Annotated in this window: 12 protein-coding genes and 1 pseudogene; 9 read left to right on the forward strand and 4 right to left on the reverse strand. The window is 47.3% G+C overall.

The genetic code is table 11. The annotated features are described in order from the left end of the window. The 3 genes and pseudogenes from VM802_RS32490 to VM802_RS28920 form a co-directional block, all read left to right on the forward strand. Positions 1–219: pseudogene (locus VM802_RS32490) on the forward strand (IS982 family transposase); the annotation flags it as partial. 94 nt (positions 220–313) lie between these two features. Next, entirely contained in the window at positions 314–1,063 is a 750-nt protein-coding gene (locus VM802_RS28915) for a GLPGLI family protein (RefSeq protein ID WP_325537372.1), read from the forward strand. Positions 1,064–1,109: 46 nt separating this feature from the next. Continuing rightward, complete coding sequence (locus tag VM802_RS28920; protein WP_325537374.1) at positions 1,110–3,974, forward strand: TonB-dependent receptor; 2,865 nt, start codon at positions 1,110–1,112, stop codon at positions 3,972–3,974. A 91-nt stretch (positions 3,975–4,065) separates the two neighbouring features. On the opposite strand, the gene VM802_RS28925 is transcribed toward VM802_RS28920, so the two are convergent. After that, the gene (locus tag VM802_RS28925; RefSeq protein ID WP_325537376.1) at positions 4,066–4,356 is read right to left on the reverse strand and encodes a hypothetical protein; all 291 of its coding nucleotides are present in this window, start codon (positions 4,354–4,356) and stop codon (positions 4,066–4,068) included. A 218-nt stretch (positions 4,357–4,574) separates the two neighbouring features. On the opposite strand from VM802_RS28925, the gene VM802_RS28930 reads away from it, so the two are divergent. Next, positions 4,575–5,465, forward strand: a complete 891-nt coding sequence (locus tag VM802_RS28930) for a hydroxypyruvate isomerase family protein (protein ID WP_325537378.1) — start codon at positions 4,575–4,577, stop codon at positions 5,463–5,465. 92 nt (positions 5,466–5,557) lie between these two features. After that, positions 5,558–7,042, forward strand: a complete 1,485-nt coding sequence (locus tag VM802_RS28935; protein ID WP_325537380.1) for an amino acid permease — start codon at positions 5,558–5,560, stop codon at positions 7,040–7,042. Here the strand turns inward: VM802_RS28935 and VM802_RS28940 are convergent. The 3 genes from VM802_RS28940 to mqnC form a co-directional block, all read right to left on the reverse strand. After that, positions 7,008–7,550 carry a GNAT family N-acetyltransferase gene (locus VM802_RS28940; RefSeq protein ID WP_325537382.1) on the reverse strand — a complete coding sequence of 181 codons (543 nt, stop codon included), beginning with the start codon at positions 7,548–7,550 and terminating at the stop codon, positions 7,008–7,010. The two genes, VM802_RS28935 and VM802_RS28940, sit on opposite strands and share 35 nt — an antisense overlap. Before the next feature lie 135 nt (positions 7,551–7,685). Next, on the reverse strand, positions 7,686–8,315 hold the full coding sequence (locus tag VM802_RS28945) for a hypothetical protein (RefSeq protein WP_325537384.1): 630 nt from the start codon (positions 8,313–8,315) through the stop codon (positions 7,686–7,688). A 173-nt stretch (positions 8,316–8,488) separates the two neighbouring features. Continuing rightward, the gene (gene mqnC / locus VM802_RS28950) at positions 8,489–9,613 is read right to left on the reverse strand and encodes a cyclic dehypoxanthinyl futalosine synthase (protein ID WP_325537386.1); all 1,125 of its coding nucleotides are present in this window, start codon (positions 9,611–9,613) and stop codon (positions 8,489–8,491) included. Between the two features lie 134 nt (positions 9,614–9,747). On the opposite strand from mqnC, the gene VM802_RS28955 reads away from it, so the two are divergent. From VM802_RS28955 to VM802_RS28970, 4 genes are all read left to right on the forward strand, one after another. Then, complete coding sequence (locus VM802_RS28955) at positions 9,748–10,977, forward strand: aspartyl protease family protein (RefSeq protein WP_325537388.1); 1,230 nt, start codon at positions 9,748–9,750, stop codon at positions 10,975–10,977. A gap of 13 nt (positions 10,978–10,990) precedes the next feature. Continuing rightward, on the forward strand, positions 10,991–11,911 hold the full coding sequence (locus tag VM802_RS28960) for a retropepsin-like aspartic protease (protein WP_325537390.1): 921 nt from the start codon (positions 10,991–10,993) through the stop codon (positions 11,909–11,911). 77 nt (positions 11,912–11,988) lie between these two features. Continuing rightward, positions 11,989–13,227 carry a M16 family metallopeptidase gene (locus tag VM802_RS28965; protein ID WP_325537392.1) on the forward strand — a complete coding sequence of 413 codons (1,239 nt, stop codon included), beginning with the start codon at positions 11,989–11,991 and terminating at the stop codon, positions 13,225–13,227. 29 nt (positions 13,228–13,256) lie between these two features. After that, positions 13,257–14,534: M16 family metallopeptidase (locus tag VM802_RS28970; protein ID WP_325537394.1), on the forward strand; the 1,278-nt coding region annotated here is incomplete at its 3' end.

Consider the following 14,534-nt stretch of genomic DNA (forward strand, 5'->3'; position numbering starts at 1 on the left):
AGGAAATATCCGAAGAAAAACAGATCGAAGCGGCAAATGGTAGAAACGGTATTTGCACAGCTGTGTGACCATCTAAATCTTAGACGGAACTACGCCAGATCATTCATCGGTTTAGCTACCAGATTAGCTTCCAAGCTGTCATCAACTTCCTTACTCCAGTTTATCAATTTCAAAAACGGACAAAAAATTTCTAAGATCAAACACGCTTTAGCTTTTTAATAGCACAACACGTTAACAGTAAATAACAGTAAATAATGCTTTTTAACGCAAAAAACCAGGGCGAAAAAAGACTTTTGTATAAAAATATAATCTTATGAATCGTCTTTTCCGCTACCTGTGCATAACAGCCTCCATGCTGCCTTTCACCCAGCGACTGCTGGCGCAGCAATCCGGCGTCATCGAATATGAAGTTACTGCTAAAACAGATCCGGAGCGCATGCGCAGCTTTCAGCGCGGCGGCGATGATGCCCCACCCATCCCGGATATTATCACTTTTAAGTCTACTTTCACCTTCAATGCCACCAATGGCAAACTGACCGTGGAACGCCCCAATTTTGGCGGCGACAGAAGACCTCCCCGCGACAGCTCCGCACAGGGTGGCCGCAGAATGGGATTCCGTGGCAATAACGGAGAATACATTGATCTCGCCAACAAAAAATATCAGCAGGTATTCTCCACTTTCGGAGAGGATAAAAAGACCTACTATACGGAAGAAGATTATATCATCGCTACAGACAGCAAGCCTTCCGATAAAACTAAAAAGATAGCAGGATTCACTTGTAAAAAAGCTACAGTACAGCTGAAAGACGACACCTATACTGTTTGGTACACCACTGACCTGCCTTTCAGCTTTTCACCCATCAACGGATTACTACCCGTAAATAACGCAGTAGTGCTCGGGGCTGAAGGCGGTAAACGCTCATATACTGCCACCAGCGTTTCTCTCAAACCCATTGCAGATGAAGGTCTCGTTCTTCCCGCCGGTGCAGAGAAAATAAGCCAGGAACAAATGAGAGAAGTGAGAAGACAGGAAATGGAGAAATTACGTAAACGGCAACAATAATTGAATAAATTCATCCTATCTTACCTGTATTCTCCGATTTCCAGATATGAAGATACTTCTACAACTCTTGCTGATACTATGTTTTGGCGCTTTTACTGCCCTGGCGCAGACGCAGCAGGGAAAGATCAAAGGACAACTCACAGACCAGACCACCAAAGAAGCAATGCCTGCTGCAACCATTGTGCTGCTGCATGCAAAAGACTCCTCCGTGGCTACCACAGCAGTAACGGACAACAAAGGAAATTTCGAGATCAGCGGAATTGCAGATGGCGCATACCGTTTATACATCAGCTTCCTGGGTTTTAAGCCTGTCAATAAACCATTACAGGTAAATGAAAACAACAGGCTGATAACACTCGGCAATATCGCCATGGAACACAAAGGCGTTAATCTGAACACGGTAGAGATTGTAGATGAGAAACCGCCGATCGTTGTAAAGAAAGATACCCTGGAGTTCAATGCCGATGCCTTCAAGACCCGCGAAAATGCTGTAGTGGAAGACCTGCTGAAAAAACTTCCCGGTGTAACGGTAGATAAGAATGGCGCCATCACCGCTCATGGCGAAACCGTTACCAAGGTGCTGGTAGATGGTAAACCATTCTTCGGCAACGATCCCAAACTCGCTACCAAAAACCTTCCCGCCAATATCATCGACAAAGTACAGGTAATCGATAAGAAATCTGACCAGGCCCAGTTCACACAGATCGATGACGGGCAGACAGAAAAGGCGATCAATATTGTTATTAAGAAAGATAAAAAGAAAGGCATCTTCGGGCGGGCTACTGCCGGCTACGGCACAGACGACCGCTTTACCGCAAACCTCAGCCTCAACCGTTTCCGGGAGGGCCAGCAAATCTCCCTGCTGGGCGGCGGCAATAACGTGAATAACATGGGATACACCGCACAAGACCAGATGAGCTTCAGCTCCGCAGGCGGTGGAGGAAGAGGTGGCGGAGGAAGAGGTGGAGGCGGAGGACGCATGATGACGGCCAGCCTCGGCGGCGGTGGCGGTAACAATGTAGGCATCACCCGCAACTGGAATACCGGCCTTAACTTCAGCCAGGACTTCAGCAAAAAATTAAATGCAAGCGGCAGCTATTTCTTCAACGATACAAAAGTAAATACCACACAAAAAAGTGCCAGGCAAACGTTCCTGAAAGACACCGTCAATTACAACAACAATAATTCTCAATCGCTCACTGACAACAGCAATAATCGTATATCCGTGAGAGTGGAATATCAGATTGATACCCTTCATTCACTGATATTCTCACCCACCGCGTCTTTTACCAATGGCAACAGCTATTCTGTCAGCGATTACCGCTCGCTTAATAATACAGATACTGTCAACAAAGGCACGACTATCAACGATGGTCACGGTAATTCTCAGAGTTATGGCGGCAGTCTGCTGTTCCGCAAGCGTTTCAAGAAAGCCGGACGCACTTTAACGGCCAACTTTAACTACAATAACAGTAACAACGACCAGCAGAACTACAACCGGTCAGACATTACCTACTACAACCGCAACGGCTCACAGAATACGGTTATCACCAACCAGCGCAATGAGATCAATACAGACAGCCGTAACATGGGTGTAAATATGACCTATACGGAGCCGGTACTTAAAGACCGCTACCTTGAAGTAAATTACGGTGTCACTAAATACAATAGCAACAGTACTAAGTACACCTACGATTTCAACAATGATAAAGGCACCTATGATAAGCTGAACGACTCATTGAGCAACGCTTTCAGCAACAGTACGTTGAACCAGCAGGCCGGCATGTCGCTGCGTACGGTAAAGCTGAAATACGACTATGCTTTCGGACTGAATGTACTGTTTAACAATCTCGATAATGTTACGCATTCTTTCAGAACACAGAAAGATAGCACCATCCGCCAGCATACTATCAACTTTTCACCCAATGCATCATTCAACTACACCTTCGCCAAGAACAAAAGGTTACGCGTAAACTATAACGGAAGCACGCAACAGCCTACTGTTCAGCAGCTGCAACCCGTACCGGATAACAGCAACCCGCTGTACATCCAGCTGGGCAACCCAGACCTGAAGCCATCTTTCAACAATACACTCAACATCAACTATAACCAGTTCAACTTTACTACCTTTCGCGGGTTGTTTGCGCTGCTGAGTGGCTCTTTCGGCGTCAATAAGATCGTCAACTCCACTACGCTCGACAGTTCAGGAAAGCAGATCAGCCGCCCGGTAAACGTAAATGGCTACTATACAGTACGCGGTATGCTGCACAACTCCATCCCGCTGTCAAAAACACCGGGGCAGAACCTGAATACCAGCAGCAGCGTTACTATCAGCCGTGATGTGAATATCACCAATGGCCTGCTGAACTACACCAACTCCCTGCAACTGTCGCAGTCTGTAAGCGTAAGCTACATGTACAAAGAGCTGCTGGATGTATCCGTGGGTGCAGGCGTAAACTATAACGCTACCAGGTATACGCTCGCACAGACCCCCAACACCAATTACGTGGATTACAATGCCAACCTGGACTTCAACCTTAACCTGCCGCTGGGCTTCATGGCAGGCAGCGATATCACCTGTGTGATGAACAGAGGCCGCACTACAGGATACAACCTGACGTCTACCATGTGGAATGCCAATATCGCCAAGTATGTATTCCCTAAGAAACAAGGGCTGATAAAGATCCAGGGCTTTGACCTGCTGAAACAGTATGTAAGCATCTCCCGCAACGTTAGCGATAACTACATCGAAGACGTGCAGAGCAATGTGCTGCAACAGTACTTCATGGTAAGCTTTACTTACTTTCTGAATAAATTCGGTGGAAATACCCGGGGAGACAACAAAGGCATGAGAATGGGCTTCCCGAGAGGAGCAGGAGGTAATAGGGAATTCAGGCCGGGAAGATTTTAATAATGGCTATTGTGATGGATGTGATTATTGTAATGAACTTCGCTTCTTTCTTCACTCATCATCATAATCACTCCCATCACAATAATCATTGTCAAATGCTGGATACAGCTCTTCTGCCGATCCACACTTTCTTCAATACCCAGGTGAGGGTAAAAGTAGGGATGAAATCTGTTCCGGGAAATAACTCCTCGATGAAATTGAAGACGCCACCAAAGGTGCCAACCGAACCGCCAAACATGCGGTAGAAAATAATCGCAGAAATGGGTGCCCAGATAACATCGCTGACCTCACCTAAAACCGGTACTGCGTACGAAGCGCAACCAATGAGGTCCATCAGAATGCAGATCCATAAATTGGGGGTTTGAGTATACTTTTTTTCCATTTCAACCTCCGCTTTCCTGTACTTTAACAAATTGCTTACCAAAAAAAGAATATCACTACAAAGATACATTATATACGAAGTTCCTGCATAACGGGATGTACGGAAAACATAATTTCCGTAGATTCACTTGAATTTTGAAAACCGGCAGCCCAGGCGGCTTGCAACTACGCCTTATTTCATCTAAATTCATCCGCTGATAAAAGCAACCTTTATATTTTATGCACGAGGAAAACTCACGCCGTGAAATGATCAAAAAAGTAGCGACTATGGCACTGGCATCTACCACATTAACATCCCTTGCAAACAGGGTATCAGCCCATGATCTGGCTGTAGGAGAGGCGCTGAAAGGAAAAATCAACCATTCCGTATGCGCCTGGTGTTACAATATCCCGCTGGACAGCCTTTGCAAGGCCGCCAAACAGATCGGGATACCTTCCATCGATCTGGTGGACCCCAAAGACTTCGCTATCCTGAAACAGCATGATCTGATATGCGCAATGGTAGCAACCAACGGTCCGGAATGGGGTATCACGCGCGGATTCAACAATCCCGCTCACCACGACAAACTGGAAGAATACTTCAAACACTACATCGATGAAACCGCAAAAGCCGGATTCACCAACCTGATCTGCTTCTCCGGAAACCGCAATGGCCTCAGTGATGAACAGGGTATTGAAAACTGCAAAAAAGGACTGCAACGTATTCTCCCTTATGCAGAAAAGAAAAAAGTGACACTGGTAATGGAACTACTCAATAGCAAAGTGGATCACCATGATTACCAATGCGATCACACCGCCTGGGGCGTGGAGCTGTGCAAAGCCATCGGCGCGCCCAACTTCAAATTACTCTACGACATTTACCACATGCAGATCATGGAGGGAGACGTAATCCGCAATATCCGTGATCATCACCAATATATAGCACACTATCATACCGGCGGGGTTCCCGGTCGTCATGAGATCGACGAAACACAGGAACTGTACTACCCGGCCATCATGAAAGCCATCTACGAAACGGGCTTCAAAGGTCATGTTGCACAGGAATTTGTACCCGCACATGCAGATCAGATTGCCTCTCTGAATCAGGCTATTCAGATCTGTGATATCTGATAATTACCGGGCGCCAGTGGTCTACAGGCGCCCGGGACACCACCACCTTTCCCTAAGCCTGTATTTCGCACTACCTAACTGTTGAGCACTGAATGAATAAGTACTACAAAAAGCCTTTAACCTGGCTGCTGCAGGAATCCGGAGAAGAAGGCAGCAACACCCTGAAACGCACGCTGAGTGGCTTCCAGCTCGTAATGCTGGGTCTTGGCGTAATCATTGGCGCCGGACTGTTTTCCCTTACCGGGCTGGCTGCAGGCAATAACGCTGGTCCTGCAGTGACCCTCTCCTTCGTGATAGCCGCCGTTGGCTGTGCCTTTGCGGGCCTCTGCTACGCAGAATTTGCCTCCATGATCCCGGTAGCCGGAAGTGCTTATACCTACGCCTACACAACAATGGGCGAGTTATTTGCCTGGATCATCGGTTGGGACCTGGTACTGGAATTTTCAGTAGGTGCCGCCACAGTAGCCATCAGCTGGTCCAATTACCTGGTGGAATTTCTCGCAGGCTATGACATTTATCTTCCACCCGGATTAGTTCATTCGCCGTTTGAAAAGATCGTTGCCGCTGACGGTACGGTCATACAGGGTATTTGTAATATTCCCGCTGCGCTCGTAGTAATCCTGATGTCGTTTATCCTGATGCGGGGGACCAAAGGATCTGCCCTGTGGAATGCAGTGGTAGTGTCGCTAAAGGTAGGCGTAGTACTGGTTTTTATAGCGCTGGGGTGGAAGTATATACAACCGGATAATCTGCACCCCTATATTCCGCCAAATACAGGAGAACTCGGCCACTTCGGGCTTTCCGGCATTCTGAGAGGAGCTGGTGTGGTGTTCTTTGTTTTACTCGGATTTGATATTGTAAGCACCGCGGCACAGGAAACCAAAAACCCGAAACGTAATATGCCCATTGGCATTCTCGGCTCGCTGGCCATCTGTACGGTGCTCTTTATTCTCTTTGCACATGTGCTCACAGGACTTGCTCCCTATACAGCCTTTAAGAACAGCGGCGCACCTGTAGCCATCGCCATTGCACACACACCATACAAATGGCTCGGGCAAATGGTAATGCTGGCTATCATCATCGGCTATACTTCTGTAATCATGGTAGATCTGTGGGGGCAGTCGAGGGTCTTTTATGCAATGTCGAAAGACGGATTGCTGCCGAAGATCTTTTCAGATCTGCATCCCAGGTTCCGTACGCCGTGGAAATCCAACATCTTGTTCTGTGTCTTCATCAGTTTATTTGCCGCACTGGTGCCGATCAAAGTAGTGGGAGAGATGACCAGTATCGGCACTTTGCTGGCTTTTGTCATCGTATGTGCCGGCGTGTGGATTATGCGCTACGCTATGCCCGACGCCCCGCGCGTATTCCGTACGCCCTGGGTGCCTTTTGTTCCGGTAATGGGCATACTTTCCTGTGTGGCCATGATGCTCTTCCTTCCCCTTGATACCTGGCTGCGGCTCATTATCTGGATGGCCATAGGAATGATTATTTATTATGGCTATAGCAGGAAAAACAGTAAGGTGAGAAACAAGGAGCATATCAATATTTCCAATCCTGGCGCAACACACCCATAACCACCATGTCTACATACTGGCCATGCAGCTTTGCATTATGGCGAAGGATACCTTCTTTTGCAAATCCAAGCCTGATCGGGATTTGCCCGCTACGTTCGTTCTGTAACACAAAGCGGATCTCTATCTTATTCAGTTTCAACTTCTTGAATGCGTAGGTGATCAATGCCTTGCAGGCTGCAGTGGCAATACCTTTGCCCTGAAAAACTTCGCCTACCCAGTATCCGATCTCCGCTTTCTGCAATTGATGATCCCAGCCATGAAGATCCATTACGCCACAAAGCTGGTGCTGATACCAGATACCCAACGCAACGGCTTCCTGTTCTTCAGCTTTTCGCTGCATCATCTGTATAAAGCGGATACTGTGTTCCTCACTGGTATTATAATCCACCCAGGGTAAAAACTTACGGAGACTTTTACGGGAGAGGTCCAGCTGTTTGTACACCATCGGAGCATCCTGCACCTGCAACTGCCTGAGATAGATGTCGTTATTGACAGGGACTTCGAACATAGTTAGGTTTATATAGAGGGCTAAACATACAAAAAAAAGAATTACGGAGAAACAGGCTGAGAAATGCATTTCCGATGCATCGCACGGCCCGCGCCTCCGTAATCGGTAAAAATCAGCTATTGATTGTTTTGCTGCTTATCTTTTTGCAAGCAATTGTTGCTTCGTCATATCCCTCACTACCTGCTGTGCATATAATACAGCCATCCTTTCTGTTGTAGGCGGGTCAAATGATTGCGACTGCACAGAATACAACAGCTGCCCGCTGTTTAGGTCATACAGGTTGCCTTCCCACTGATATTTCATATTGTATGTGTAATATCCTGGAGAATACATCCGCGAATACCAGCCGGAGTAATAAGGCCAGAATCCATAATAACCGAAAGGCTGGTACATCGTTCCGGGAACATAGTTCCTTTCACGTGCTCTGTCCAGCATAACAATAGTCATTACCTGGCTGACATCACTACCTTGCAGCTTTCTCAACACCTGCTTCTCGCTCATTTTTCCAAATTCAGCAGGCCCGTATTCCCGCAGGGCAGAAGCAGCATTATACCCTTTCTTTCTCAATTCAGCCACGGTAAAGTCTTCCATCAGGCTCCTCAGTGAGCGGTCTCTCTCAGGAACCAGTGCCATTACCATTATTTTTTTGTCTTTCTGTAACTGTTGTACATCATTTGCCCTCCATGATGAAGTTACTTTGGTACTAGTGCAGGCCGACATAACAATAACTGCCAGCGCCGCTATTAATAAACCCAGCTTTTTCATGGTTCCCTCCTTTGTTTTTATTGGTTCTTTCCTGTTAGACGTACTACAGGCCAATATGTAACAGGCGGCTTCCAATTTTAACATTCCTTTCAAAAAAGGACTAGCCTTTAGCATTCAGATCGAAACAATCTGAATGCTAAAGGCTAGTCCTTTTTATTCCTGAAATAGGCGTTTTAATAGTTAATCACCTGCTCTTCAATCGCCGCAGGTACTTCCCTGAATTCGTACAGCTGTGTACGTAACTGTGGCTCAAAACCCGCTTCCCTGATTGCTTCCTGCATAGAGCGATAGGTAAAGCGATGTGGCGCGCCTGCTGCACTCACCACATTCTCTTCGATCATAATAGAACCGAAGTCGTTCGCGCCTGCATGCAAACAGAGCTGGGCTACCTGTTTTCCTACAGTAAGCCAGGACGCCTGTATGTTCTTGATATTAGGCAGCATGATACGGCTCATAGCGATCATGCGGATATATTCTTCAGCGGTGGTCATGTTATGCACGCCTCTGATCTTCGCCAGCAATGTGTCTACATCCTGGAAGGTCCAGGGGATGAAAGCGGTGAAGCCGTAATGACCTTCCGGCTTTTCACTTTGTACCTGCCTGATGTCTGCCAGGTGCTCAAAGCGCTCCATCACTGTTTCCACGTGGCCAAACATCATGGTTGCTGATGACGCAATATTGAGCTTATGTGCGGCCCTCATTACATCCAGCCACTCCTGCGCTCCACACTTTCCTTTTGAGATCAGCCTGCGTACGCGATCGTTCAGGATCTCTGCGCCGGCGCCAGGCAAACTATCCATACCGGCTTCTTTAAGCGCTTTCAACACTTCAATATGCGTACTCTTCTCCAGCTTGGTGATATGCGCTACCTCCGGGGGGCCCAGTGTATGCAGTCGCAGCGTCGGATATAATTGCTTCAGCTGCCTGAACAGGTTCGTGTAAAAGCTGAGACCCAGCTCAGGATGATGCCCGCCCTGCAACAACAGCTGATCACCACCGTACTTCAACGTCTCCTCTATCTTGCGTTTGTACTCTTCAATACCGGTGATATACGCCTCCGCATGACCGGGGATGCGATAGAAGTTACAGAACTTACAGTTGGCCGTACATACGTTGGTCGTGTTTACGTTCCTGTCGATCTGCCAAGTGACCTTTCCGTGAGGTACCTGTTGTTTCCTTAGTTCGTTGGCAATGTGCATCAGCTCCGCCAGCGGAGCATTCTCAAACATGAATACACCCTCTTCTGCTGTCAGAAAACCGAACTGCTGTGCCTTTTGATATAGATCCTGAAGTTTCATGTGCTAAATTTCATTCCCTGAATAACCAAACAAAGGTAGTATATCAGGAATTAACCGTTCGTAATAAAAATATTTTATACGAATCGTATTAAACGTTAAATTTATGTAAATACATGCACCCCTGCATCTCACGTATGCCTAAACCAAATCTGTTTCGCTTTCTGCTGTTGCTGGCAGTAACTGTCTGCCTTTCCGAGCAAGTGTCCGCCGTAACGTCCACGTCAAATAAAGATAGTACGGGCAATGCCACACTGATCACACGGTTTCATTTCAAACAATATTATGGAGGCGTTGTGGTAATCCAGGGCCTGATCGGAGAGATCCCGGACACCCTGCAGTTCATTCTCGATACCGGCAGCGCCGGTATATCCCTCGATACCAGCACCTGCGTAAGGCTCGGCATCAAGCTCACTCCCTCAGACAAAATAGTCAAGGGGCTGGCTGGCGCCAAACAAGTATCGTTTGCCATGAGCAATACACTCAGGCTCCCCGGCCTCTCCATCGATAGCCTCGACTTTCACGTCAACGACTATGAACTGATCAGCCAGGTGTACGGTATCCAGGTGGATGGCATCATGGGCTACAGTTTCCTCAGCAGGTATATCGTAGTGGTAGACTACGATACCGAAGAGATACTCATCTACTCCAAAGGACGCTTCACCTATCCCAAAGGTGGCCAGTTGCTGCGGCCTTCACTAACACAGATCCCGCTTATATCCGCGCCATTGAGAAATGACCGCCATACCATATCCAACCGTTATTACTTTGATACCGGCGCCGGTATGTGTCTGCTGCTGTCCACCCAGTTTGTAAAAGACAGCACGATCTTCCGCAACAAGCGGCGCGCCCGCAAAGTCATACAGACGGAAGCCCAGGGCCTCGGCGGTAAAATGCAGATGTCGCTCACCACTATTCAGGAATTTCGTATAGGCTCTTATTCCTTCCGGAATGTACCTACCTATATTTTTGATGACGTAAGCAACATTACCGCTTATCCTTTTCTTGGCGGCATGATCGGCAATGATTTGCTGAGAAGATTTAACCTTATTCTTAATTACGGTAAGAAGGAAATATATATGCTGCCCAATTCCCATTTCAAGGATATGTTTGATTATTCCTACACAGGGCTGATCATCTACCTGATCAATGGCAGGGTGGAAGTAACAGATATTATAACTGGTTCTCCCGCGGAAAAAGCAGGATTTAAGAAAGGCGACGTTATCGTAGCTGTAAATAATTACCTGGGAGCCAACCTCCAGCTATTCCGCGATATTCTCAAGAATGTAGGTACCAAGGCAGTACTCCTGATCCAGCGGGATCAGGAGCTCATGATCAAGAAACTGCCAATAAAAAGTATTCTTTAACGTTAAAGGAAGCATGTGGCGTTTTTTAGGGACAGTATTGATTATAGCTTGCTATACCGCCGGAACGGCTGATGCCCAGCGCAGAAAGGCCGCAGCTCCGGAAGAACAGGACAATAAAAAACCGGTAGCCGTTATTCCGTTCCGGTATGTGGATAAACATATGGTGATTCCCGTGGTGCTCTCCGGCAGCACGGATACTTTACAATTCGTATTCGACACCGGTGCAGAGGTAACGGTACTGCATACACGAATAGCTGACAAACTGCGTCTCAACAAAAGCCGCGACGCCTTCATGACAGGTACCAACAACGCCATGATCAAAGTACCCGTGATTACACTCAACGCCATTTATATCAAAGACCTGCGCCTTCCGTACGTAGGCGCCTACCTTGAAAACCTCGACAACCTGGGTCAGGTAGACGGTGTGATAGGTGTTGCGCTGCTTAAAACCTATATCATCAAAATTGACTACCGGCAGCAACAGCTGGTCTTCTACGGTAAAGGCAAAACGCCCATAGGCAATACGGGCAGACTGCTCCACTTTCAGCTTAATTATAGCACCCCCGTGATAGACGCCGCCATTACACTTCCCGATGGCCGCTCCCTCCCCGGACACTATCATATTACCACCGGCGGTGATTATGGGATACTGTTCAACTGGCCCTATGTAGATAAAAACAAACTCAACACCCTGCTGCCAACTATCAATACAGACCAGGTGCGGGACATGGTAAGGTTGCTTTACTACATCAACAGCAATGTGTCTGAGCTTCAGCTGGGTGGACACAGCATCAAAAACGTACCTGTCAGCTACTGTAAGGATGTGGACGATGTGGGCGCCTTCACAGAGATTGCCGGCTCTATCGGATACGAAGTATGGAAACAGTTTTCACTTACCATCAACTACAATAAAAAAGAATTATACCTGGAATAGGCCCCCGTCACTATTCATAATTATCCTTTAACTTGCGTTTTGCGGTTTTTTACTTACTTTAACCAATAAACGTAAATATGATCCACTATAATAAATTCACGCTGGCCAATGGACTCAGGGTTGTTGTTCACGAGGACCACACCACGCCAATGGCTGTTCTAAATGTGCTGTACGATGTGGGCGCTAGGGATGAAAACCCGGAGCAGACGGGCTTTGCACATCTGTTTGAACACCTGATGTTTGGCGGTTCCGTTAACATCCCCGACTATGATGAGCCGTTGCAGATGGCTGGTGGGGAGAACAATGCCTACACCACCAGTGATCTTACCAACTACTATATACAGCTGCCAGCCGAAAATATAGAAACAGCTTTCTGGCTGGAAAGCGACCGTATGCTATCGCTCGCATTCAGTGAAAAGAGCCTGGATGTACAGCGCAAGGTGGTTTCCGAAGAGTTTAAGGAACATTACATCAACAAACCTTACGGCGATATATGGCACAAAATGCGCGAGCTGTCCTACAGCACGCACCCCTACCGCTGGATGACCATCGGCAAGGAATTGTCGCATATCGAAAACGCAAAACTGGATGATGTAAAAGCCTTCTTCTTCCGCTTCTACCGCCCCGCCAATGCCATCCTTTCCGTTGCCGGGAATGTTACCGTAGAACAGGTAAAAACCCTTGCTGAAAAATGGTTTGGCGACATCCCTTCCGGCGAGAAATACCAGCGCAACCTGCCCATGGAACCAGTACAAGCCACTTCACACAAACTGGAAGTAAAAGCCAGCGTTCCCCTGGACGCCTTGTATAAATGCTACCACATGTACCCCCGTGCTGATAAACGCTACTATGTCGCTGACCTGATCACCGACATCCTCGGCGGCGGTACCTCTTCCAGGCTGCACCAGGTACTGGTGAAAGAAAAGAAGCTGTTCAGCAATATCGACTGCTACCACTTCGGTACCCTTGATGCCGGTCTCCTTACCATTGAAGGTAAACTGGTAAAAGGCGTTAAAATGAAAGACGCAGAAAAAGCGATACAGGTGGAACTGGAAAAACTGCAAAAGGATATTATCTCCGAAAGAGAGCTGCAGAAAGTAAAGAACCGCGTGGAAAGCCTGCTGGCATTTGAAGATATGAGCCTGCTCAATCGCGCCAACAACCTCGCTTTCTACGAACTGATCGGCGACGCCGGGTTAATGAACAAAGAGTTTGAAAATTATGAAGCCGTTACTTCCGCTGATGTACAGCGGGAAGCCAATCTGCTTTTCGATGAAAAGAACTCCAACACTATTTACTATTACGCCGAAAACTGATCATTAGATTCCGGTATAAAAAAGAACGCATGAACAGAGCTATTCCTCCTTCCATTAAAGATGCAGTGGAATTTGATATAAAACTGAAGCCCTACGAGAAATTCACCCTGGACAACGGTATTCCTGTATACGCCATCAAATCAGACGAACAGGATACACTCCAGCTGGAAATGGTATTTCCCGCAGGCTCCTGGTATGAAAGCGAAAGCCTGGAAGCACTGGCTACCAACTTCCTCATAAGAAATGGCAGCAGTAAACACTCTTCCCTGGAAATAAGCGAAAGCATTGACTACTACGGTGCATACCTCAACAGGAATGCTCATCACGAGAACGCCACCTACTCCCTGCACTGCCTCACCAGGCACGTAGCCAACCTGCTGCCTGTACTACAGGAAGTAATACTGGACCCCGTCTTCCCGGAAGAAGAGCTCCAGATCTACAAACAGAATAACAAACAGAAGCTCGCCGTAAACCTCCAGAAATGTGACTTCGTAGCCAACCGCTTCATCGATAAATACCTCTTCGGAGAATTCCACCCATATGGCCGCGTAAGCAGCATGATGGCATATGATGCCCTGCAAACAGAAACACTGCGGGCATTCTATCAGAAGCATTACTCCTATAACAACTGCAAGATCTTTGTAGCCGGACATATGCCCGATAATATGATTGCCCTGCTGAACCAGTATTTCGGCAGCTCGCAATGGAATGGCGACAGCAACCTGATAAAACCGGAATTGCCCATACAGCCGGCCGAAGAAAAGAAGTTCAGGATATTCAATGACGAAAACGGTGTTCAGGGTGCCGTGCGCGTAGCCCGCCATTTCCCCAACCGTTATCACCCCGACTTCCCTAAAATGCAGGTGCTCAATACCATACTGGGTGGTTATTTCGGATCACGCCTGATGAACAATATCAGGGAAGACAAAGGATACACCTACGGTATCTATTCCCAACTCTATAATTTCCGCCAGCTGAGCGCTATCAATATCCAGACAGAAGCCGGCAGGGATGTATGTGAAGCTACCATAGAAGAAATCTACAAAGAACTGCATAAACTGCAGGAAGAAATAATCCCGAAAGAAGAACTCGATCTGGTACGCAACTATATGATCGGCTCCATCCTCGGCGACCTCGACGGCGCTTTCCAGGTAATCCAGCGCTGGAAAAACCTGATCCTGAACGATCTCGACGAAAATTATTTCTACAATAATATCAATACCGTTAAAACCATTTCTGCTGAAGAATTGCAGCATCTGGCGAAACAGTACCTGACTCCCGGGGATTTTTATGAACTGGTAGTTATT

Source organism: Chitinophaga sp. (assembly GCF_035538455.1).
Taxonomy (GTDB): Bacteria; Bacteroidota; Bacteroidia; order Chitinophagales; family Chitinophagaceae; genus Chitinophaga.

Excerpts from the sequence above, each read along its gene's own strand:
- VM802_RS28915 (WP_325537372.1), top strand. The coding sequence starts at position 314 with ATGAATCGTCTTTTCCGCTACCTGTGCATAACAGCCTCCATGCTGCCT.
- VM802_RS28920 (WP_325537374.1), top strand. The coding sequence starts at position 1,110 with ATGAAGATACTTCTACAACTCTTGCTGATACTATGTTTTGGCGCTTTT.
- VM802_RS28925 (WP_325537376.1), bottom strand. The coding sequence starts at position 4,356 with ATGGAAAAAAAGTATACTCAAACCCCCAATTTATGGATCTGCATTCTG.
- VM802_RS28930 (WP_325537378.1), top strand. The coding sequence starts at position 4,575 with ATGCACGAGGAAAACTCACGCCGTGAAATGATCAAAAAAGTAGCGACT.
- VM802_RS28935 (WP_325537380.1), top strand. The coding sequence starts at position 5,558 with ATGAATAAGTACTACAAAAAGCCTTTAACCTGGCTGCTGCAGGAATCC.
- VM802_RS28940 (WP_325537382.1), bottom strand. The coding sequence starts at position 7,550 with ATGTTCGAAGTCCCTGTCAATAACGACATCTATCTCAGGCAGTTGCAG.
- VM802_RS28945 (WP_325537384.1), bottom strand. The coding sequence starts at position 8,315 with ATGAAAAAGCTGGGTTTATTAATAGCGGCGCTGGCAGTTATTGTTATG.
- mqnC (WP_325537386.1), bottom strand. The coding sequence starts at position 9,613 with ATGAAACTTCAGGATCTATATCAAAAGGCACAGCAGTTCGGTTTTCTG.
- VM802_RS28955 (WP_325537388.1), top strand. The coding sequence starts at position 9,748 with ATGCCTAAACCAAATCTGTTTCGCTTTCTGCTGTTGCTGGCAGTAACT.
- VM802_RS28960 (WP_325537390.1), top strand. The coding sequence starts at position 10,991 with ATGTGGCGTTTTTTAGGGACAGTATTGATTATAGCTTGCTATACCGCC.
- VM802_RS28965 (WP_325537392.1), top strand. The coding sequence starts at position 11,989 with ATGATCCACTATAATAAATTCACGCTGGCCAATGGACTCAGGGTTGTT.